The following is a 23,352-nucleotide window of genomic DNA, read 5'->3' on the forward strand; positions in this document are numbered from 1 at the left end:
TAGGACCATGATGCCGATCGATCGCCGGACCCTTCTTGCCGGAACTGCCGGCACGCTGGCGGCAGGTGCGCTGCCCCTGCCGGCGCACGCTGCGCGGGCCGAACCGAGCGGGCTGCTCCACGGCCTGTCGCCGCGCCCCGGCCTGCCCGAACGGCTGCCGGTCGAGGACCCGTCGCGCATCCTGCTGGCAAACGGCTGGCTGTTCCACGAAGGCGACATTGCCGCCCCGCTGCCGACGACGCATGACGAGACCTACACCAATGCCAAGGCGGGCAATGCGCGCGGCGCGGCGGCGATGGACTATGACGACACCGACTGGGCAGCGGTCAGCGTGCCGCATGACTGGGCATCGGCGCAGGGCTTTGTCGAGACGGCGAATGTCGCGCAAGGATACCGCCCGCGCGGGATCGGCTGGTATCGCCGCACGCTGCGGCTTGCGCCCGAGGATCGCGGCAGGAAGCTCGAGCTGCATTTCGGCGCGATCGCGACTGCCGCGACAATCTGGATCAACGGCAGCGTCGTAGCGCGCAATTTCTCGGGCTACAACGCGATCACCGTAGACCTGACCCCGTTCGCGCGGTTCGGCGACGAGCTGAACGTCATCGCGATCCGGGTCGATGCGACCGCGATGGAGGGGTGGTGGTATGAAGGCGCGGGCCTGTATCGCCACGTCTGGCTGGCGAAGCGGTCGCCGGTATCGATTGCGACCGATGGCGTGCATTGCGATCCGCGCCTCGGCAGCGACGGGCGCTGGCAGGTGCCGGTCACGGTCGCGCTGGAGAGCATCGCGCGGACGGCAGCGACGGCGACCGTGATGGTCGACCTGCTCGACCCCGCCGGCAAGGTGGTCGGCAGCGCGCGGGGGCAGGCGGAATTGTCGCCGCTAGGCGAGGGGCAGGTGGCGCTGTCGCTCCCCGTCGCCGATCCGCAGCGCTGGTCGATCGAGACGCCGACGCTCTACACCGTCCGCGTCGCCACCGATGCGCCGGGCGGGGGCGACGAACGCCGCATCGCCATCGGGTTCCGCACGATACGCTTCGATGCGCAAACCGGCTTCCTCCTCAACGAACGACCGGTAAAGCTGAAGGGCGTGTGCCTGCATCAGGACCATGCCGGGGTCGGCGTGGCGGTGCCAGACGCGCTGCTGGCGTGGCGGTTGCAACGGATGAAGGACACCGGCGTCAACGCCATCCGCTGTTCGCACAATGCGCAGGCCGACGCCTTCTACCAACTGTGTGACCGGATGGGGTTCGTCGTCATGGACGAGAACCGCATCTTCAATCCTGCGCCGGAGAATATGGCGCAACTGGAATGGCTGGTCCGCGCGCATCGCAACCATCCCAGCATCATCCTGTGGTCGGTCTTCAACGAGGAACCGATGCAGGGCACCGAAGCCGGCGTCGAGATGGTCCGGCGGATGGCCGCCCATGTCCACGCGCTGGACGACAGCCGCCCGGTGACGGCGGCGATGAACGGCAGCTTCTACGATCCCCAGAACGTGTCGAGCGTCGTCGATGTGATGGGGTTCAATTACTATCAGGGCGATTACGACAAGTTCCACGCGCTGAACCCGGGCAAGCCCAGCACGTCGTCGGAGGATACCAGCGCGTTCATGACGCGCGGGGCCTATGCGACCGACAAGGCGGCGCATGTGATGTCGTCGATGGATACCGAGGCGGCGCCGTGGGGTGCCACCCACCGGAACGCCTGGGCCGAGATCGCGAAGCGCCGCTTCATCGCGGGCGGGTTCGTGTGGACCGGGTTCGATTATCATGGCGAGCCGACGCCGTTCACCTGGCCGACCATCGCCAGCTTCTTCGGCATCCTCGACCTGTGCGGATTCCCCAAGACCGCCTATGATATTCACCGCGCGCACTGGATCGATAGCGAGCCGGTGGTCGGCATTGCGCCGCACTGGACGTGGCCGGGCAAGGAGGGGCAACCGGTCGAGTTGCTCGTCACCAGCAACGCCGAGCGGGTCCGCGTCGTGCTGAACGGGCGAATGGTCGGCGAACAGGCGGTCGACCGGATCATGGGCAACGCGTTCACCGTCCCCTATGCGCCGGGCAAGCTGGAGGCGATCGCGTTGAAGGGTGGGCGAGAGGTCGCGCGCGCGGTGCATGAAACGGCGGGACCCGCGGTCGCGCTGCGGCTGACCCCGGCGCGTACCGCAATGCTGGGCGATGGCGAGGATGTCGTGCCGGTGACGATCGATGCGGTCGATGCGAAGGGGCGGCACGTTCCGACCGCAAACCGCATGACCCGCTTCACGGTCGACGGCGCGACGCTGATCGGGGTCGGCAATGGCGATCCCAACAGCCATGAGAGCGAGAAGGCCCCTGCGCGGTCGCTGTTCAACGGCCTCGCGCAGATGATCGTGCAGGCGGGCGAGGGGCGCGGCAAGGTGACGATCGCGGCAAGCGCCGAGGGCCTGCGCCCGGCGCGACTGGTGATCGACCGGGTGGCGGCCACGCCGCGCGCGCAGGTTGCGGTGACGCCACCGGGCGCGTTCATCCTCGGCTGGCGACGGTCGAAATCGTTCGCGACCGCGCCCGATCCGGGCCTGACGCCGCCGGTCAACGACAATAACAGCTGGGACTTCACCCGCAGCGGCAGCGCCGCCGCGCCCGAAGCCGGGCCGTCGTTCCGCCTGTACCGCGCCACGCTGCCCGAACGGCGGCGGGTGATGGCGGAGGGCGGCATGGTCAGCTTTGCGCAGGTCGAGGGGCGGGCGAGCGTCTATATCGACGGTCGGCAGGCCGGAGCGAAGACCGACCCCGACGCCGGGCCGCTGGTGGTGCCGGTGCCCGCCGGGGCTAAGGTGGTGGCGGTGCTGATCGAGGCGGTACCGGGCGCGCGGTCGGGGATTACCGGGGCGGTTCGGCTGGCGCCGAAGGGGTAGGGGGCGACATCCCCTTACCCCTCCCCCCGTTCGGCTCGAACCTGCGCTCGAAGCAAACGGGGGGAGCTAGCTGCCCTATCGGAACGCGCCGATTTCCGCGACGGCGATCGCCGGGGCAGGCACCGCCGGCTGCGGGAAGGCGAAGCGCAGATAGCGGGCCGAGCGCGCGGCGGTGAACGGCAGGCGCTGGGTCGCGCGGGCATAGTTGATGTTGGGGAATTCGCCTTCGCCACCCGGCTTCCACGTCTTGCCGTCGACGCTGGTTTCCACGCGATATTTCATCGGCGGCGCGGCGTTCGGGTCGATGTGCCGCGTCGGGGTCAGGGTGAAGCCGGCGAGCTTTTCCGCGCGACCCATGTCGATGGTCAGCGACGCGGGCGCGGGGCTGGTCCACGCGGTGCGCGGGGATGCGTCGAGCAGGGCTTCGCCGCCGGGAGCGCTGGCGGCGGTCACCTTCCACCCTGCACGGTCGACGATGCTCGGATCGCTGACCTTCAGCGGCGGCAGGTCGATGGGGGCGACCGAGCGGAACAGCGCGAATTCGCGGATCGCCGGGCCGGCTTCGGCGGCGACGGTGCGGAAGCGGACGCGGCGCGGCGCGATCGGGGCGGGGAGGCGCACGAGGCGCTGCGGGCCGACCATGTCCTTTTCGGCGACCGTGGTCCACTGGTCGCCGCCGTCCGATACGTCGATGGCGAAGCGGGTGACACGGAGACCCAGCGGCAGCCATTCCTGCAACCGTACCGTGTCGAAGCTGCGGCCCGGCGGCAGGTCGAGGATGATGCTCGCATCCTTCGCATCCGCTGGGGCGAGCCAGAAGGTGTCGAGATTGCCGTCGTTGACGTTGCGGGCGGTGCTGCCGGTGTCGGCGCTGGCGGTGACGACCGCGCCGGCCGCCAGATCGTTGGCGAAGGTTGCGCGCAGGGCGTTGCCGAAGGCGGTCAGGCTGGCGACGTCGCGGTCGTGGATGCGGCCGCGGCGGTCGGGGGGCAGGTTGAGGTGGAAGGTCGTGCCATGGCCGACCGACTGATCGTACATCTCCATGATTTTGCTGGGGTTTTTAACCTGGGCGTCCTCGTCGGCGTGGTAGAACCAGCCCGGCCGGATCGAGACGTTGGTCTCCGCCGGCCACCACAGCGGCGCACCGCGCACGCCGGTGTTACCTTCGGCCTGGTCATAGGGGTGGTTCGGCATGGTCGGCCAGCAGGGGTCGGCGGCATGGCCGTCCTCGTTGCCGACCCAGCGAATGTCGGCACCCAGGGGATCGAAGGTGCAGGCATCGGGTTGCAGCTGGTGGACCAGCGCGATGATCGACGGCCAGTTATAATATTGAACCGCATCGATTTTCCGCGTCTCGCGCGCGCCGCCATAATAGCCGTCGCCACCGTTCGCTCCGTCGAACCACACCTCGAACAGCTTGCCATAGCGGGTGCACAATTCGGTAAGCTGCGCGCGGTAATAGGTGATGTAGCTGGGCGCGCCATAGTCCGCGCGATTGCGGTCCCAGGGTGACAGATACACGCCGAAGTTGATCCCGCCGCGCCGGCATGCCGCCTCCAGTTCGCCGACAATGTCGCCTTTGCCCCCTTTATAGGGCGAATTGCGGATGCAATGTTCGGTCAGCATCGTCGGCCACAGGCAGAAGCCGTCATGATGCTTGGCGGTCAGGATCAGGCCGGTAAGGCCGCCGGCCTTTGCCGCCGCGACGATCTGGTCGGGGTCGAAATCGGTCGGGTTGAACAGCTTGGGGTCTTCGTCGCCGTACCCCCATTCCTTGTCGGTGAAGGTGTTGATCGAGAAATGGATGAAGCCGTACTGACGATGGTCATGCCATTTCAGCTGGCGCGGCGAGGGCGTCGCCCCCCATGGTGCGGGCAGCGCGGTCGGGGCCGGGGTGATCGCGGCGCGCGGGGCGCAGGCGGCGGCACCGGCGATCAGGCTGCTGCCCATCAGGCTGCGGCGGGAAAGGGTCATTGCGATACTCCGGGTGCGTTTGATTCGGGAGACAGGGGTTCGGGGATCAGCCAGGCCTGCGCGATCTGATGACCGCGCCCGCCGCCGCCGATGCCGGCGGGGCGATGCCATTCGAGGGTCAGCGTACCGCTGGCAGTGAGGCTCTGCGGAATGGCGGTCTCGACCGTATCGCGGTCGCCGCTGCGCGGGCGGAAGGGGTGGAGTTCGACACCGTTACCGGTCAGTCGCATCGGCAACGCGTAATCCTCGCCCGCCCAGCGCGCGACCAGGCGGTAGCGGCGGTTCCGCTCCAGCCCCGTATAGCGCAGCCGCACCGGGGTTTCGTATAGCCCCTCGGCATAGCTCAGGTCCGCCATGCGCCAGCCTTGATCGGGGTAATGATCGGCGACGCCGTCGATCGCGCTGTCGAGCGACTGCGGATCGGCATCGAAGCCGGCCCCACGCACCAGATGCGGTTCGGCGGTCGGGTCGCCCAGATCGTCGTACAGCGCCATGTCGCGGGTGCGCCACGGATCGCCGATCACGGCCAGCCGGGCGGCGGCGTCGGGATGGGGCAGCGCGGCGGCAATGTCGGCTTCGACGGCGGTGCGGTCGTTCAACTGAATATCGGCACGGTCGAGGTTTGCGCCGCGTTCCCAGTTCGACGCGCCATGGCGCGGCACCGACAGCTGCATCCGCGCGCGGTCCCACAGCCGGTCGGCGATGGCGGTCAGGTCGGTGCGCAGCGGCGCGACGATCGCCGGTTCGGGGCGGGCATAGGCGAAGCGCGCGGCGACGGCGGCGGCCTCCGCACCGGTCGCGGGCGCCTGTCGCAGCGTGTAGAGCGCCTCGGCCTGCGTAGCCTTGGCCGCGATCAGGCGGTGGCGGACCAGCGCGTCATAGGTCGCGCGGTAGCGATAGAGGTCGATCCGCCAGTCGGCCCAGCGCGCCGGGCGGATACCGTTCACCAGCGCCAGCGTCGCATCGATCCCGGCATTGGCCGACGGATCGCCGCGCCAATTGCCCTCCAGTGCGGCCGGCACGGCGGCAAAGGCCCGGTCGCCGACGAACATCCGGGCATAGTCGTCGGCGATCTCGGCCAAGGGCGTGGCCGGGTTCCAGCCGAGGCGGAACCACTGGGTCACGTTCCAGTCGTCGTTCACCCCCTCGCTATAGGTCACGAAGCCACGCGTGGCCGGGGCGAGGTATGCGAAGATGCGCTGGGTCGCGGCGGGGCGCGGGTTCACCGGCTCGCGGCCCTGCGTCAGTGCGAAGGCGGGGTGCCAGTCGGGGATCGGGAATTGCGCGTGCATCGTGTGCGCGGTGTCGGGATAGGTTTCGAGTGGGTAGCGGCCGGCGATGCGGCGACGATGCTCGGCGATACTGTCGCGCGTCTGCGGCCCGACGAAGAGTGCGGTCAGCCAGCGCGGGTTCCTTGCCAGTTGCGCGTGGAAGGCGTCGAGGTCGGCGGCGTCGAACCCCTGCGTCGACAGCAGGACTTCGGCCTTCGCGAAACGCTGTCGCAGGGCCGCCGTGATGCGTTCCGCGACCGGGAACAGCCGGTCGGGCGCGGTATGGCCGGGATCGCCGCCGGGAATGTAGAGCGCGTCGAGCGCGGGGAGCTTTGCGGCCAGCGTGGTGAAGTCGGCGACTTCGGCATCGGCGCTGCCGGGCTTCTGGTAATCGCGCAGCAGGGGATAGAAGAGTGCGACGTCGATCCCCAGCCGGTGCGTCGCCTGTGCGACCGCGATCAGCGTTTCGGTGGCGGGTAGCGGGGAGAGCGGCGAGGTGGCGTCGTCGTCCGATACCGGCGCGATGAACTGGATGCGGTTGCCGCCCAGCAGCGCGAAATCCTCGATCCGGCGCGTCAGCATGGGCAGGTCCCAGGCGTCGTAGCTGTTGTTCTTGGCGCGGTAGCCGATCTGGGTCCCGCGGATCGCCATCACCGGGGCTTCGGCGACATGGGGCGGGGCGGTGAGGGTAAGGTTGTCGAGGTGGCGTAGCAGATAGCCGGCGGCGAACAGGCGCGCGCGGGTGGTGGCGGCGCGGATGGTGATGGTGCAGGTGGTGGTGTCGATCGCGAAGGCTTCGGGGGCGAGCTTTGCCGGCAGGAAGCGGATGGTGACTTCCGCGCATGCTCCGTATCGCCGCGCAGGCGGGGATCCAGGGTGGGACTCACGACCGTTGGTTTTGCCTGGCTCTCGACCCCCGCCTGCGCGGGGGTACGGCTGGGGTTTGGATGACGGGCGAGGGCACGCCGCACCCCGCTCCGCCAGCCGTTCGCGCAGCACCTGCGCCGCCGGGTCGCTCCCGACGACGCACGCGGCGTCCAGCGGCACGACGACCGGCGCGGCGGTGGCGAGGAGGGTGGCGAGGATCACCGCCTGCCCGGCCGATCCCCGGGCGCACGGCCGAACGCCTTGTTCGGGGTCGCCGCCATGTCGAACACCAGCCGACCGCCCTTCACCAGATCGGCATGCGCGATCCAGCTCTTGGTCCACGGCCGCCCGTTCCACGTCACGCTGCGGACATAGGGGCGGTCGGGGGCGTTGCCGCGTGCCTCGACCACCAGCGTGCGGCCGCCACCGACCTGCACCGTCGCACGGTCGAACAGGGGGGAGCCCAGCACATAGGTCGCGCTGACCGGATCGACCGGATAGAAGCCCAATGCCGACAGCAGATACCACGCGCTCATCTGCCCGCAGTCGTCGTTGCCGATGATGCCGTCGGGGCGGTCGTGGTACATTTCGGTCAGCAGCCGGCGGACCATCGCCTGCGTCTTATAGGGCGCGCCGCAATAGGCGTAGAGATAGGCGACGTGGTGGCTGGGTTCGTTGCCGTGGGCATATTGCCCGACCAGCCCGGAAATGTCGGGCGGCGCGTCGGCGGGCAGTTCGGACGAGGCGGTGAACAGGCCGTCCAGCTTCGCTTCGAACGCCGCATCGCCGCCCATCGCCGCGATCAGGCCGGGGACGTCGTGCTGGTTGAGGAAGGTCGCCTGCCAGCTGTTGCTCTCGGTATAGTCGCGCCACTTCTTCGAATGGCCGATGCCGTTCGGGGCAAAGGGTTCGGCCCAGCTGCCATCGGCAAGCCGAGCGCGCGCGAAGCCCAGTTTCGCGTCGAACACGTTGCGCCAGTTGCCCGACCGTTTCCGCAACCGCGCCGCGCTGGCGGCATCGCCCGCGGCATCGGCGATGAACGCGCCGGCATAGTCGTCATACGCGAATTCCAGCGTCTTCGACACGCTTTCGAAGATGCGGTCGGCAGGCGCATAGCCGAGTTCGTCATAGGCCTGCACGCCGATGCTGTTGTCGAGGTTCGGCGTGGTCCAGTCGAACGAGCGCTTCTTCACGCCCCCCCATGCGGCGGCATAGTCGGCGACGACGCCCTTGGCGCGTGCCTCCGCCATCACCGGCACCGCGTGCCAGCCGATCATGCAGCCGGTCTCGACGCCCTGCAGCGGCCAGACGGGCGGGCCGAACGGGCTTTGCTGGGTCTGGCGGATCAGGTCGCGGGTGAATTGTTGCGTCCGCGCCGGGCGGATCAGCGTCTGCAAGGGATGGAAGGCGCGGTAGGTGTCCCACAGCGAATAGGCGCTGTAGGCCGCTTCGCCCTTCGGTATGGTATGCGTCTGGCGGTCCAGCCCGACATAGCGGCCGTCGACGTCGGAGAAGAGCGTCGGGCCGATCGAGGCGTGATAGAGGGCCGATGCGGCGACGGTGCGCTGTACTTCGGTGCCGCCGTCGAAGCGGATCAGGTCGAGTTCGCGCGCCCATGCCGAACGCGCGGCGCGGGCATAGCGGTCGAAATCCCAATGCTTTGCTTCGGCGGCCAGGTTCGCCTTGGCGCCGTTCAGGTCGACCGCCGAGATGCCGGTGCGGATCACGATCGGCGCAGCGCCGGCGTCGGTATAGTGCAGGACCGCCTTGACCCGCTTGGCCGCAACGCCCTTTGCGCCGGCCGGCGCGTCGCTGTCGCCGAAGAACTCGATCCGGTCGGGTTTGCGCGACAGCTGCATCGCAAAGAAGATCCGCCGCCCCTTGGCCCAGCGGAATACGCGGCGGGTGCCGGTCAGCGTGCCGTCGGCCTCCAGCGTCAGCGCGGCGTCGTCGATATAGGGTGACTGGTTCGGCCCCTCCATGACGAGGTGCGACATGTCGATCAGGATGTGCGCCGGCCCGGCGGGAAAGCGGTGGCGCTGGATGCCGGTACGCTCGGTCACGGTCAGTTCGGAGCGGACACCGCTTTCGAGCGTGACGGCGTAATAGCCGGGATCGGCGACCTCTTGCCCGTAGCGCTGGCGATAGCCCTTGTCGGGATCCTCCAGCGGGCCGCCGTCAAGCAGCACCGGACCCCGCGTCGGGACGACCAGCACGTCGAGCATGTCGCCGATGCCGGTGCCCGACAGGTGCGTGTGGCTGAAGCCCAGGATCGAGCTGTCACCCTTGTGATAGCCCGAACAGGTCGCCCAGCGCGCGGTGTCGGTGTCGGGGGAGAGCTGCACCATCCCGAACGGCATGGTCGCGCCGGGAAAGGTATGGCCGTCGCCGCCGGTGCCGACGAACAGGTCGGGGCGGGTGGCAGGCGGGGTGACGGTCGTGGCCGGCAGGGCGGTCGCGACCGCAAGGCCGGCGCTGCTGCCGAGCAGGGCGCGGCGGGAGAGCATGGTCATTTCGGCAACTCCTGCGTGCCCCTGATGGTGAACGCGATTTCCTGACCGGGCGTGTCACCCGGCTGGCCGCCGCCCACGAACAGGCGATAGCTGCCCGGCCGCACCGCGCGGGTGCCGTCGAGCGCGACGGTGCTGAGCAGGCGCGGGTCGAGGGTGAAGGTCACGATCTTGCCCTGACCCGGCTTCAGCGCGACCCGCTGGAAGGCGACGAGGCTGTGGCGCAGCACGGGATCGTTCCATGCGCCGACCTTGTTTACGTCGGCGGGCGCGATCAGATAGGCTTGCGCGACCTCTTCACCGGCACGCTTGCCGGTGTTGGTGACGCGGGCGGTGACGGTCAGCGGCTGGCCGGCGGTCAGCGTCGTCGGTGCCTTCGCATCGCCATAGGCATAGCTTGTGTAGCTGAGGCCATGGCCGAAGCCCCACAGCGGCGTCCCGTCGAAATAGCGATAGGTGCGCCCCTTCATGTTGTAGTCGACGAAGGCGGGCAGGTCGCTGGTCTTGGCGTAGAAGGTCACCGGCAGGCGACCCGACGGATTGGTCGTGCCGTCGAGCAGATCGGCGATGGCGGTGCCGCCGACCTCGCCCGGATACCAGCCGGCGATGATCGCGTCGGCGTGTTGCTTCGCCCATTCCATCGCGACGGCACTGCCCGAAAGGAGAACGACGATGAGCGGCTTGCCGGATGCCTTGACCGCTTCGAGCAGTTGCTGCTGTGCGGCCGGCAGCGCGATGTCGGTGCGGTCGCCGCCGGAGAAGCCGGCGACTTCGAGGCGTAGCGCCTCGCCCTCGACGGCGGGGGAGAGGCCGACGAACGCCACGACCGCATCGGCATTTTGCGCGGCGGCGACGGCCTGCGCCCGCTGCGGGTCGGCAGGGGCGATCCAGGTCAGGCGGATGCTGTCGTCGGTGCTGGCATGGGTGAGGTCGAGGCGGAAGGATTTGGGGCTGGCGTCGGCGAAGTCGAGTACTGCCTCCATCCGCTCCGACTTGCTGTCGTTGGCCGCTCCCTCGACGGCGGCGGTGCCGGTGGCGCTCAGCACGTCCTTGCCATCGACCCACAGCTTCACCGCGTCGCGGCCCGAACATTTGTCCCAGCAACGGTTGATGTCGATGCGCAGCGTGTAGCGGCCCGGCCCCGGCGGGGTCAGCGTGCCGGTCCAGCGGACGCCGTAGCGGTTCACGGGCAGGTTCGCCGCCGGGCTGGTGCGCGCCCAGTTGAAATCGATGATGCGGTCGGTGCGGGTGACGACGGGCGTGCCGGTCATCGCCGGATCGGCGAAGAACTCGGTCTTCAGCCCCGCGCCGAACGCGGTCTGGGGCACGGGCAGGGGGACGCCCTCTGCCAGCGTCGCCCCTTGCGCATAGGTCACGGCGAAGCGGTTGGTGAGCCCTTTCAGCGGGGTTACCGGGTCGGCGGCGGTGCCGTTGTAGTTTGCCTCCAGCACGTCGAGGCTGTCGGCATTGGGGCCGACGACCGCGATCCGGGCACCGCGTTTCAGCGGTAGGACGCCGTTGTTCTGGAGCAGGACCAGCGACTTGGCGGCCGCCTCCAGCGCGAGTGCGCGGTTGGCGGGGGTGTGGAGTGCGGTGGCGGGGATCGTGTCCCAGCGGCTCTTTGCGCCGAACGCGTCGCCCAGCCGCTTGCGCGCTTCGAAGGTGCGGGTGAGTGCGCGGTCGACCACGGCCTGCGTCGTCAGGCCGCGTTCCAGCGCGCGGGGCAGCGCGGCGTAGGCCGAGCCGCAATTGAGGTCCATGCCGGCATTGATCGCCGCAGCGGAGCCAGCGGCGTTGTCGAGCGCATAGCGCTGATAATGCGCGATGTTGCCGATCGCGTCGCAGTCGGACACGACCAGCCCGTTCCAGCCCCAGTCGCGGCGGATGCGGTCGTTCAGGAGCCAGCCGGCGGCACACACCGGCACGCCGTGAACGCCGTTATAGGCGCACATTACGGACTGGGCCTTCCCCTCGGTCAGTGCGCGGCGGAAGGCGGGGAGGTAGGTCGCCTCCATGTCATAGGGCGCGGTCTGCACGCTGAACGCGTCGCGGCCCGCCTCCGGCCCGCTATGCGCGACCAGATGCTTGGGCGTGGCAATGACGCGGGGTTGCAGCGGGTCCGGCCCTTGCAGGCCACGCACATAGCCGACCGCCAGCGCGCCGGTTAGCACCGGGTCCTCGCCATAGGTTTCCATGCCCCGGCCCCAGCGCGGATCGCGGAAGATGTTGATGTTGGGCGACCAGATGGTCAGCCCCTCATAGCGCCGCCGGTTCTTGCCCGGCAGCGCATTGTATTTGGCGCGCGCCTCGGTCGAGACGACGGTGCCGATCCGCTCCATCAGCGGCGCGTCCCATGTCGCCGCCAGCCCGATCGCCTGCGGAAAGACGGTGGCGACGCCGTTGCGGGCCAGACCGTGCAGCGCCTCGTTCCAATAATCGTAGGCGGGAAGGACGTCGCCCTGCGCCGGGGCGGTGCTTTGCAGCTGTGCCGCCTTTTCCGCCGGGGTCATCGCCGCGATGGTCGCGGCGATCTGCGGGTCGGGTTCCGCTGCACCGGCGAGGAGGGCGAGGAGGATGCTCACTTGGCGGCCCCCAGCGTTTGCAGGCGCAGTGCCTTCTTCAGCGCACCGGCCGATGCCTTGCCCTCGATCGTTACCGTGACGCTTTCGCCCGGCAGCAGGTCGAGGAAGTTGTCCGACGCCTGCACGTCCAAGGTGCCGAAGCCGATCCACAGCGCACGGGCCAGGCGCTGCGTGGTGATGGTCAGTGCCGGCTTGCCTTCGACCGTCGACCAGCGGGTGGTGAGGCCCGGATCGGGCAGCGTCATCGTCTTTTCCGGCAGTGCCGTCACCAGCGCACGCGACGCCACCGCGCCGTCGACGACCAGTTCGACCACGGTCACGCTGCGCTTCGGATCGGCGCCCTTGAACAGGTCGGCATCGGTCAGCGTCGCGACCTTGGTCGCGGACAGCGCGGGCAGCTGGATCGCGGCTTCATGCGCCATGGTCACCTTGCCATCGACGTCCATCGTCCGCATCCGCCACAGGGCAGTGACCGGCACGGTGCGGTCGGAGATCAGGGTGATGTCGGTCGGCCCGTCCGCCTTGCGCGCGGCGGAGACGGCGAGCGGGGCGTAGAAGCGGCGGGCGGCGAAGTGCAGCGCCTTCCACCGACCATAATAGTCGATGCTCGACCACGACGCGCCGGGCCACACATCGTTCAACTGCCAGTAGAGCGAGCCGCTGGTGACCGGGCGGCAGGCGCGGTGGTGCAGTGCGCCGAGCTGGATGCCGTCGGCCTGCATGACCTGCGACAGATACACGAAGTCGGCGAAATCGCGCGGCTCGCGGTAGCGCAGGCGGATATAGTCGAGCAGACGCTGTTGCCCGGCACCCTTCAGGAATTTCTGGTGCGCGGTCATCACCGGGGAATCGACGGCATAGTCGGCTGGTTTCGCGAATTTCGCGAGGGTCGCCATGTCGGGCATCGCCTGCAGCCCATATTCCGACATGAAGCGCGGGCAGCTGTCGAGATAGGCGGTGGCGGGCTTCTTGCCGCCCCACACGTCCCAGTAATGGCGGTCGCCATTGCCGTCCTGATCGGGCTTGCCCTCGTAATTGGCGCTGGGCGATCCGGGCCAATAGGGCACGTCGGCGTCGCGCCGTTCGGCGGCATCGCGCAGTACCCGGTCGAACAGGATCGCCATGCCGACCCCGATACGCTCCTGCTCATCGGCACCGACGCGCTTCTTGAAGGCGGTGCGGTCGCTCCAGCCCTCCCAGCCCGACAGCACTTCGTTATTGCCCGACCACAGCACGATCGAGGGATGCGCCTGCACCCGGTCGACCTGTTCCTCGGCCTCGATCTTGACCGTTTCGCGATAATCGGGGTCATAGGGGGTGATCGCGCCACCGAACATGAAGTCGGACCAGATCATCAGGCCCAGCCGGTCGGCGGTGTCGAAGAAGCTGTCGGGCAGGTACATGCCGCCGCCCCAGATGCGGATCATGTTCATGTTTGCCGCCTGCGCGTCGCCCATGATCTTTGCCATATACGCGTTGGTGACGCGCGGGCCGAAGCTGTCGAACGGGATCAGGTTCGCGCCCTTGGCGAACACCGGAATCCCGTTGATCCGGAACAGGAAGCCGCGACCGATCGCGTCCTTGGTCCGGACCAGTTCGACGGTGCGGACGCCGGTGACACGCTGCTGCGTATCGACCAGTTCGCCGCCCAGCCGGGTTTCGGTCGCGACGGTGTAGAGCGGCTGCTCGCCATAGCCGGCGGGGTACCAGAGCTGCGGATTGGCGATGGCGACCGGCACGCTCACCCGGTTTTCGCCGGCCGTGACCGCGACGGTGCGGGTGGCGCGGACCTTGGTCCCGTCGGGCGAAGTGACGATCGCGTCGACCTGCACCGTCGCGGCGCGATCGGCGATCAGGGTGACGTCGGCGGACAGGCGCGCCTCGGCCGGGGTCACCGCCTCCTGCTGCACCCGCAGCGTATCGATGCGCACTTCATCCCACGCATCGACCTTCACCGCACCATTGGGGCCGACATTGAGGATGCGGGGACCCCAGTCCCAGCCGTAATGGTATTTGGGCTTACGGATATAGGGCGAGGTCTGCCGCGCTTCCGGCTCGTCGCCCGCGGTCGAATCATATTCGCCGGGCAGCGGGTTTTCGAGTTTCGCGACCATCGGCTTCAGCACGCCCAAGGGCGATTTGAAGGCGATACGAATCTCGTTCGCGCCGGCCTTCAGCAGCGGCTTGGCATCCGCGCGCCAGCGGCGGTGCGCATTGTCGGCGGCGAGCAGCTTCTGGCCGTTGACGAACACCTCGGCAAAGGTGTCCAGCCCGTCGAACACCAGGTCGACATGCCCGCGCGCGAGCAGGGCGGGGGAGGCGTTCAGCGTGCCCTTATATTCCCAGTCGCTGCGCCCGACCCACTGGATGGTCGCTTCATTGAGGCCGATGAACGGATCGGGCGTCACCTTGGCCGCGATCAGGTCGGTCTGGACCGTGCCCGGCACCTTGGCGGGCAACCAGCGCGCGGCCTTGGGATGGTCCTTCGCCGCCGTGTCACCGGGGGCGAGCCGTACTTGCCACCCCTTGTCGAGGGTCACCGTCTCGCGCGGCGCGGCCCACAGGGCGGCTGGAGCGGCGGCGAGGAGCAGGAACAGGGCAGGCTTCTTCACTTCGCGTCTTCCAGTTGCAGCGTGTCGACGGTGTAGAACGGGTCGGATAGCGGGGAGGTGAATTGCAGGCAGACGTCCGCATCGCCCGGCTGCTTCGCGAACGTTCCCTTGAACGTGAACCGGTTGGGCGCGGTGTTCGGATCGGGCAGCGGAAAGGTCGCGGCGATCGTGCCGTCACAGCCACCGGTGCGCATCACCAGCTCGCCATGCTGCGTCACCGCGAAATGCTCGCGCAGCGCGGTGTAGTCGTGCGCCAAGCCGTAATGGCGCGGCAGGCGGGCGACGGTCACCGTGAACGCCTGCGCGACGTCCAATGGCATTTTCGGCGCCTGGGTGCAGGTGTCGAAGATGTTGACGTTGTACGCCGGGGCATCGCCCGACTGGCCCGACACCAGTGGCACGCGCAGCCCCAGCGCGCCCTTGGGACAGGCCACCATGTCCGCCGTGCCGGTCGCGCGTAGCAGCGCCGGGCGGCTCGCGTCGAACGCGCGCGGTTTGGCGAGGGCATGGCCGTCCTTCGCAAAAGCGGCGGCGGTGATCGTCTGCCCCGGCTTCAGCGCGATCGGCGCGGCATAGCTGCGCGACCGGGCGGTCGGCTGGCTGCCGTCGGTGGTGTAGCGGATCGTGCCCGCGCCGGTCTGGGTGGTCAACGCCAGCTTGGGCGACCTGCCACGCAGCACGTCGCCCTTGGAACCGTCGAGCGCATAGGTGACCGCGAACGCCGCGTCGGCCGCCGCGATCCCCTGTCGTTCATAGCGCAGCATCTGCGGCTGGAGGCGGTCGACGAACCCCTTCCAGTCGCGCTTGTCGCGCGGGCTCCACGTGAATTCGGCGATGGCGGACAGGCGCGGGAAGGTCGCGTGCTCCTTCTGCTTCGCGGTCGCCAGATATTCGGACCATGCATTGCCCTGCGCGCCCAGCACATGCGCGGCGGCCTCCGCCGTCACGCCGGGGCGGACGGGTTCATAGCCATAGACCATCTCCAGCGTCTGCAGTCCGATGCGGCCGGGCGGTTCGTCGCCGGCGGTCGACTGAATATTGTCGAGATACAGGTTGGGGGCGGGCGACATGACGACGTCATGGCCCTTGTTCGCCGCCTCGACCGCGCCTGCCTCGCCGCGCCATGACATGACGGTCGCGCTGGTCGGGACGTCGCCTTCGAGGATTTCGTCCCAGCCGATCAGGCGGCGGCCCTTGCTCGCCAGATGCTTGCCAAGTTCGGAGATCATCCAGCCCTGCATCTGGTTCTCGGTCTTGAGGCCCAGCGCCTCCATCTGCGCCTGCACCTCGGGCGAGCGCTGCCACTGGTCCTTCACCGCCTCGTCGCCGCCGACATGGATGAACTGGCCGGGGAAGATGTCGATCAGCTCGTCCAGCACGTTCTTGATGAAGGTCATGCTGCGGGGCGAGGGCGAGAAGAGCCACGGATTGACCCCCCAGTCATGGCCGACCGGCGGCCGGTCGCCGAGCACGCCGACCTCCTCCGGATAGGCCGCGACCGCCGCCTGCGCATGGCCGGGCATGTCGATTTCGGGTACGATGGTGATGCCGCGTTCCGCCGCATAGGCGACCAGCTTGCGCAGTTCGTCCTGCGTATAGAAGCCGCCGACCTTCGGCCCCGGAGCGCCGCCGGCGACCGGAGGCTCGCGGAAGCCGCCGATCTCGGTCAGCTTCGGGTAGCGCTTGATCTCGACGCGCCATCCTTGGTCATCCGACAGGTGCATGTGCAGCGTGTTCAGCTTCTGCGCGGCCATGGTGTCGATGACCGGATAGAGCGTGTCGATCGGCTGGAACGAGCGGGTGACGTCGACCATCAGCCCGCGCCAGCGGAAGCGGGGCGCGTCGTCGATAGTCGTCGCAGCGACGCGCACCGGCTTGCCGAACGCGGTGTCGGGGCTGAGCAGCTGCGCCAGCGTCATCGCGCCCCAGATCAGGCCGCGGTCGCCACTGGCGGCGATGGTGATGCCTTGGGAAGTGACCGTCAGGCGGTACGCTTCGTCGCCGGTGATCGCAGCATCGCGCACGAAACGGATGTTGCCCGTAGCGCCGGGCGTCAGGGTCAGCCCGCGATCGACCTTCACCCGGTCGGCCAGCAGGCGCGCGGCGGTCGCGGCGCCCTTGTCCGCCGCGGGCGCGACGATGCCGGCCCCGTTCGCGATGGTGATCGATCCGCTGGCCGGGGTCATCCGTGCGGGCAGGGGGAGGAGCGGGGCGGTCTGTGCCGCTGCCGGGGCAACGATCGCGGTGGCGGCGGCGAGGGCGGCCCAGGTCAGACGATGCTTCACGCGATACTCCCCTTGGATGGCCGGTCGATTCGACCGTACCGAAACGTCTAGCGGCCCGAACGAAAAAAGGCCCCGGCAAAGCCGGGGCCTTCGGATGAAACGGGGGGCACGGGCCGCACCCCCCGGATCACCGGCCCCGTTATAGGCGGAAGGCCACGCTGGCTGCGAAGGTACGGCCGTTCTTGTAGAAGGCGGTCGGACGATCGCGGGTCGCGTTGTACTGATAGTAGGTTTCGTCGAGCAGGTTCTGCGCGTTGACGGTCAGCGTGATCTTCGGCGTCAGGTTGACCGATGCCGAAAGGTCGAGCTGGCTGTACGGTGCGACCATTTCGCGCGAGTTCAGGCGACCGATCGTGCGGAAATAGCTCGAGCGGTAGTTGTAGCTCAGCCGCGTCTGGAAAATCCCGCTTTCGAAATACGGGATCACGTTCACGGTGTGCTTCGACAGGTACGGCAGGTTCAGTTCTGCACCGGTGGTATCGACCGAGGAGGTCGAGCTTTCCTGATACGAATAATTCGCCTGGATGCCGAACCCGCCCCAGATTTCGCTCTGCCCCGAAATCAGTGCGCCGTTGACCGTGGCCTTGCCGCCGTTGATCGGCTGGTTGACGTTATAGGTCGTCAGGCGGTTCTGCAGCGAGTTGAAGAACACCTGATTGGTGCGGGTGTTGATGATGTAGTTGCTGATTTCGCGGCGGAACAGTTCGCCGGCGACCAGCGTGCCCGCACGCGGATACCATTCGGCGGTCAGTTCGTAGTTGACCGATTCGTAGGGCTTCAGGTTCGGGTTGCCGCCGCCGCCATCGAGCGTGATGTCGTTGAGCGAGGTCGCCGCCGCCAGATCCTGATAACGAGGACGCGAGATCACCTTTGCCACCGCGCCGCGCACGATGAACTGCGGCGAGAAGGAATAGGCGACGTTCACGCTGGGCAGGAACTTCAGATAATCGGTCGCCGTGGTCGTCGGCACCGGCTGCGGGTTCACCGTGTTGCTGAGCGTGGTGGCGTAGTTCGACACGTCCTGCGTGTAGACGAGGCGACCACCGATGTTGCCGCGCCAGCCGCCCTGGTCGAAATTTGCCTGGACGTACGATGCCGCGACCGTTTCCTTGACCTTCGTCGACGCGCCGATCTTGTTGACCAGCGGGCTGTTGATCGCACCGGCCAGGATGTCGATCACCGCCTGTTCGGACAGGTTCAGATACTTGGTCGCATTGCCGCTGCCGCCGCTGCCCGAGAAGGTGCCGTCGGGGGTCGAGGTAGTGTCGACGCCTAGCTGCGACCCGAGGCGCGACGTGGTCAGGTAGGTGTTGATGCCACGCGCATCGACCCGGTTGACGTGCTCGGTCACGCGGCTGCCGAGCATCACTTCGGTGAATGGACCGAACGAGACGGGGATCGTCGCATCGTAACCGGCGTAGATGTCGCGGTCGGTCGTGACGCTGTAATCGAGACCGCCGATCTGGGCCGCGTTGAGCTGCGCGCCGTTGACGATGACCGGACGGCCTTCGATCTGCGCCGGGTTGTTGTTCGGGTTGGTGAAATAGTTTGCCGGGTTGGTCAGGTCGCCGACGAAATTGACCTCGGCCGATTCCGGGGTGAACGAATAGCTGAACGGCAGCTTGGTCTGCACGTTGAACAGATATTCGGGATTGCGCCCGCCGGTCGCCTTCGACCAGCCGCCGGCGAACGACACCTTGGCGCCGTTGTCGCCTTCCCAATCGGCGAACAGGTTGATGTTGTCGGTCTTGAGCGAGGTGCGACGCACCAGCGTGTCGAGCTGTGCACTCTGATTCGGTGCGGCACCGAAGCTGGCGGCGGTGACGACACCGTTGTTGACTGTCGCCGACTGCAGCACGCTGCCGGTCCAGGCGACCGGGATCGTGTACATCGACTGGCTGTAGTTGTTGTACTTGCCGTCGATGTGCAGGCCGTTGAGCGAGAAGGTCAGGTTCTCGACCGGGCGGAACTGCACGGTGCCCGACACGCTGGCGCGCTCGCGGGTCTGCTGAAAATAGGCGTAGTTGATGCCGAACGGCGCGACCGCACCGATCAGATCGTTCTTGCTGCCGCCGGAAATCGTGGCGTTCGGGTTCAGCAGGATGCCCTGGCCCGACGCGTCGCGACGCACCGAACCATCGGCGTTCTTCTGGAAGAAATCGGCACCGCTCTGATAGCCGAAGAATTCGACGCCGGCGCGGGTCAGGTTCTGCTTGTCATAGGTTGCAGCGACCAGGAAACCGAACGTCTCGGCAGCGTTGCGCCAGCTGTAGAGGCCCGATCCGCGAATGTTACCCTTGTCGGCGCGGTCGTTGTACGAATAGCCGGCCGAGGCGAAGACCGAGTTCGCCGCAAGATCGAGCGGGCGGCGGGTGCGAACGATGACGGTACCGCCAAGGCTGCCTTCCTCGATGCGCGGTTCGGGCGACTTGTACACTTCGAGGCGGTCGACCAGCTCGGGGGCCAGCAGCGAATAGTTGAAGGTACGGCTCGACGGATCGTTGTCGTTGCCACCCCAGTCGGCCGACGCCAGCGCGTGGCCATCGAGCAGCATGCGGTTCAGCGCCGGATCGGTGCCGAGGATCGCGACCTTTTCACCTTCGCCGAAGCGGCGGTCGATCGACACGCCGGGGATGTGCGACAGCGACTCGGCGACGTTGCGATCGGGGAACTTGCCGATGTCTTCCGCCGAAATCACGTCGACGACGGCGTTGGCCTGCTTCTTGACGTTGATCGCGTTACGCAGCGATCCGCGGATGCCGGTGACCACGATGTCGTCGCCGCCGGTCGCGGTGTCGTTCGACGATGGCGGCGTGGTGGTCGGTGCCTCCTGCGCGAACGCCGGCGTGGCGAGCGCCACCAGCGCGGTGGAAGCTAGATAAGCGAAACGCGAAAATGCCATGGACCCTACCCCTTATATCCGGGCGCGAAATGCGCCCCCCCGAATGTGGCCGCGACGGGCGAGACGACATGCGTCCAGCATTGGTACTAAATTGGCACCATGCAGGCTCGTTTTGGTCGAGTGCAATGTGACCAATCGCGATCATAAAATCTACATAAAAATGAAAACATCATGCACTGGTGAGAAAATTGTAGCCAGAACAGGCCAATATCGGTTGTTCGGTGCAATTTATAAGCTATATACGTAATTAAATTACGCAATCGGCACCGCCGCTGCCGGTCGTGTAATCGATTAATCTAAGGCCAAAGCGCAAATCCGGGGCGGTCCAATCGCAACATCGGTAGCGGGCAAGCGGTGGAAAAGCCGCATTTCGGCTAGTCGAATCCGCATTGATTAATACCAAAAAGGCACCTATCCAGACCCGGTGTCCGTATCGTCCGCCCCTTCCGTCGATCGTTCTTCGGTCCAGCCTGTCGGCGGGGCCTTTTCCGAACGCGTCGGGCAATTGCGTGGCGATGCCCATGCGCCGCTGTACGTCCAGCTGCAGCAGCTGGTGCGTGCCGCGATCGAGCGGCGCATCCTGCAGCAGGACGACGCGATCCCGCCCGAACGCGACCTGGCCACCGAATACGCGGTGTCGCGCATTACCGTGCGCAAGGCGATCGAGGGGCTGGCGAACGAGGGGCTGGTGGTGCGCCGTCGGGGTGCTGGCACTTTCGTCGCGGCGCGGGTCGACAAGAGCTTTTCGAAACTGTCGTCCTTTTCCGAAGACATGGTGGCGCGCGGTCGGGTGCCGAGCAGCGCGTGGGTGGCGAAGTCCGCCGGGCTGGTAACGCCCGAGGAATCGATGTCGCTGGGCCTGTCGCCGGGCACGCCGGTCTATCGGTTCCAGCGGATGCGCTTTGCCGACGACGTGCCGATGGCGGTCGAATATTCGGCGATCGCCGGCCATTGCCTGCCCAATGTCGATGCGGTCGGCGACTCGCTCTATGCGGCGCTGGAAGTGACCGGCTGTCGCCCGGTGCGCGCGCTGCAACGGCTGCGGGCGATGGCCTTTCCCGCCGAACAGGCGAGGCGGCTGGGCGTCGAGGTCGGCCATGCCGGTCTGTTCATCGAACGGCGCGGCTTCCTGCCCGATGGCGATACCGTCGAATTCACCCAATCCTATTATCGCGGCGACGCCTACGACGTCGTTGCCGAACTGAACGCAAGCTGATCCGGCGCTGGCCGGGACCAAGAGGGGGTTCATGACGTCCATAGCCGAAGCCGTGCAAAAGCCGGTTGCTGCCCAAGATACCGCCATGCACCGGGAAGCCGGGGAAGGGGCCGCATCGGTCGCACGGTTCCTGTCGCGCAACGCCGCGACGCTCGCCGCGCTGGGTGAATCGCTGCGGGCCGATCCGCCGGCGCTGGTTGTCACCTGCGCGCGCGGATCGTCGGACCATGCCGCGACCTATGGCAAATATCTGGTCGAGACGCTGTGCGGCGTACCGGTCGCGAGCGCCGCGCCGTCGGTCGCGTCGGTCTATGCGACGCGGATGGAGCGGATGAACGCGCTGGTGATCGCGGTGTCGCAGTCGGGTCGCAGCCCCGATCTGCTGCGCACGGTCGAAAGCTACAAGGCGGCGGGCGCGCGCGTCGTGGCGCTGGTGAATGTCGAGGATTCGCCGCTCGCCGCGCTGGCCGACACCGTGCTGCCGCTGTCGGCGGGGGCGGAAACGTCGGTTGCGGCCACCAAGTCGTTCATCGCCTCGCTCGCCGGCCTCGCCGCCATCGCCGCGCACTGGAGCCAGGATGCCGAGCTGCTCGCCGCGCTCGACGGCCTGCCCGCGCAGCTGGAGGCGGCGTTCGATCTCGACTGGACGCCGGTCGCCGATACGTTGGTGGAGGCGCGCAACCTGTTCGTGATCGGGCGCGGCTACAGCTTCGGCGTGGCGCAGGAAGCGGCGCTGAAGATGAAGGAAACCTCGGCGCTGCATGCCGAGGCGTTCAGCAGCGCCGAGGTCCGCCACGGCCCGATGGCGATCATCAACAACGGCTTTCCCCTGCTGGGCTTCGCCACCTCGGACGATGCCGGCGATGACGTGCGTGCGGCGGCGGCGGAGTTCGCCGGGCGTGGCGCGGCGGTGCATCTGGCCGATGCGGCGAGCGACGACAGCCATCCGCCGGCGATCCGCAGCCATGCCGCGATCGAACCGATCCTGATGATCCAAAGCTTCTATCGCATGGTCAACACGGTGTCGCTGCGGCGCGGGCTGAACCCCGATCAGCCGCCGCATCTGCGTAAGGTGACGGAAACGCGATGAGCAACTTTGTCTTTCGCGGCGGGCGCGTCCTGGCCGATCATTGCACGCAGGACAGCTGCGCGTTCCGGGTCGAAAACGGCGTCATCGTCGAATTTCATGCCGGGGACGACGCCGAGGTCATCGACCTAGACGGCGGGTGGCTGGTGCCGGGTTATGTCGACACGCAGGTCAATGGCGGCGGCGGCGTCCTGTTCAACGACCATCCGACCGTCGAGGGCATCCGCGCGATCGGTGCCGCCCATGCGCAGTACGGCACCACTGCCTATCTGCCGACGCTGATCAGCGATTCGCTGGAGGTGGTTGCCGCCGGGCTGGACGCGGTGGATGCCGCGATCGAGGCGGGCGTGCCCGGCGTGGTCGGCATCCATGTCGAGGGGCCGTTCCTGAATCCGGTGCGCAAGGGCATCCACGACGACAAACATTTCCGCGCGCTGGACGATGCCGCGATCAACCTGCTGACGTCGCCGCGCAAGGGCGTGGTGATGGTGACGATGGCGCCCGAGCGCAACGACGTCGCGTCGATCGAGCGGCTGGTCGCAGCCGGCGTGATCGTCAGCATCGGCCATAGCGACGCGACGTACGAACAGGCGCGCGCCGCGATCGATGCCGGTGCGCGGGGTGTCACGCACCTCTACAACGCCATGTCGCCGCTGAAGCACCGTGAGCCGGGTGTCGTCGGCGCGGTGCTGGAGGACCAGGGCGTCTATGCCGGATTGATCGTCGACGGGGCGCATCTGCATCCGGCTGCGATCCGCGTCGCGCTGAAGTCGCGGCCGGTCGATCGGTTCATGCTGGTGACCGATGCGATGCCGACCGTCGGCGCGGCCAGCAAGGAATTCGTGCTGAACGGCCAGCCGATCCATGTCGAGAACGGCGTATGCGTCGACGACAACGGTACGCTGGCCGGCTGCGACCTCGACATGGCGACGGCGGTCGCGAACACGGTCGCGCTGGGCGTCGCGTTCGAGGATGCGGTGGCGATGGCGTCGGCCAATCCGGCTGCGTTCCTGCGCCTGTCGCACCGCATCGGCAGCATCGATGTCGGCCACAACGCCGATTTCGTGTGGCTTGCCGCCGACCTGACCGTGCGCGGTACGTGGATCGCGGGCAACCGCATCGTCTGACAGATCCGGCCCGGCCC

At 67.7% G+C, this 23,352-nt stretch carries 11 protein-coding genes; 4 read left to right on the forward strand and 7 right to left on the reverse strand.

Annotated elements, in window-relative coordinates:
- Nucleotides 1-10: 10 nt before the first annotated feature.
- Nucleotides 11-2,902, forward strand: a complete 2,892-nt coding sequence (gene galA, locus ASE58_RS05530) for a beta-galactosidase GalA (protein WP_055759338.1) — start codon at nucleotides 11-13, stop codon at nucleotides 2,900-2,902.
- Nucleotides 2,903-2,977: 75 nt separating this feature from the next.
- Here galA and ASE58_RS05535 read toward each other — a convergent pair whose 3' ends face one another.
- The 7 genes from ASE58_RS05535 to ASE58_RS05565 all read right to left on the reverse strand — a co-directional run bounded on the left by ASE58_RS05535 (nucleotide 2,978) and on the right by ASE58_RS05565 (nucleotide 19,905).
- Nucleotides 2,978-4,876 (reverse strand): alpha-L-fucosidase, encoded by a 1,899-nt coding sequence (locus ASE58_RS05535; protein ID WP_055758818.1) that lies wholly within the window; start codon nucleotides 4,874-4,876, stop codon nucleotides 2,978-2,980.
- Nucleotides 4,873-7,236: a hypothetical protein gene (locus ASE58_RS05540; RefSeq protein WP_055818588.1), complete on the reverse strand. Its 2,364-nt coding sequence runs from the start codon at nucleotides 7,234-7,236 to the stop codon at nucleotides 4,873-4,875. Before ASE58_RS05540 ends, ASE58_RS05535 begins: the two co-directional genes overlap by 4 nt.
- Nucleotides 7,233-9,527, reverse strand: a complete 2,295-nt coding sequence (locus tag ASE58_RS05545) for a GH92 family glycosyl hydrolase (RefSeq protein WP_055818590.1) — start codon at nucleotides 9,525-9,527, stop codon at nucleotides 7,233-7,235. Before ASE58_RS05545 ends, ASE58_RS05540 begins: the two co-directional genes overlap by 4 nt.
- A complete protein-coding gene (locus tag ASE58_RS05550) occupies nucleotides 9,524-12,106 on the reverse strand; it encodes a glycoside hydrolase family 3 C-terminal domain-containing protein (RefSeq protein ID WP_055818592.1) in 2,583 nt (860 codons plus the stop codon). The genes ASE58_RS05545 and ASE58_RS05550 overlap by 4 nt, the downstream gene beginning before the upstream one ends.
- A complete protein-coding gene (locus ASE58_RS05555) occupies nucleotides 12,103-14,718 on the reverse strand; it encodes a beta-mannosidase (protein ID WP_055818594.1) in 2,616 nt (871 codons plus the stop codon). The genes ASE58_RS05550 and ASE58_RS05555 overlap by 4 nt, the downstream gene beginning before the upstream one ends.
- A complete protein-coding gene (locus ASE58_RS05560) occupies nucleotides 14,715-17,003 on the reverse strand; it encodes a beta-N-acetylhexosaminidase (RefSeq protein ID WP_156347621.1) in 2,289 nt (762 codons plus the stop codon). Before ASE58_RS05560 ends, ASE58_RS05555 begins: the two co-directional genes overlap by 4 nt.
- 139 nt (nucleotides 17,004-17,142) lie before the next feature.
- Complete coding sequence (locus ASE58_RS05565) at nucleotides 17,143-19,905, reverse strand: TonB-dependent receptor (RefSeq protein WP_055758838.1); 2,763 nt, start codon at nucleotides 19,903-19,905, stop codon at nucleotides 17,143-17,145.
- A 505-nt stretch (nucleotides 19,906-20,410) separates the two neighbouring features.
- Here ASE58_RS05565 and ASE58_RS05570 point away from each other — a divergent pair.
- The 3 genes from ASE58_RS05570 (at nucleotide 20,411) to nagA (ending at nucleotide 23,335) form a co-directional block, all read left to right on the forward strand.
- Complete coding sequence (locus ASE58_RS05570; RefSeq protein ID WP_443024645.1) at nucleotides 20,411-21,121, forward strand: GntR family transcriptional regulator; 711 nt, start codon at nucleotides 20,411-20,413, stop codon at nucleotides 21,119-21,121.
- 85 nt (nucleotides 21,122-21,206) lie between these two features.
- A complete protein-coding gene (locus tag ASE58_RS05575) occupies nucleotides 21,207-22,211 on the forward strand; it encodes an SIS domain-containing protein (protein ID WP_235515898.1) in 1,005 nt (334 codons plus the stop codon).
- Complete coding sequence (gene nagA / locus ASE58_RS05580) at nucleotides 22,208-23,335, forward strand: N-acetylglucosamine-6-phosphate deacetylase (protein ID WP_055818603.1); 1,128 nt, start codon at nucleotides 22,208-22,210, stop codon at nucleotides 23,333-23,335. The genes ASE58_RS05575 and nagA overlap by 4 nt, the downstream gene beginning before the upstream one ends.
- Nucleotides 23,336-23,352: the final 17 nt, after the last annotated feature.

The organism is Sphingomonas sp. Leaf9 (assembly GCF_001421355.1).
In the GTDB taxonomy this organism is placed as follows: Bacteria; Pseudomonadota; Alphaproteobacteria; order Sphingomonadales; family Sphingomonadaceae; genus Sphingomonas.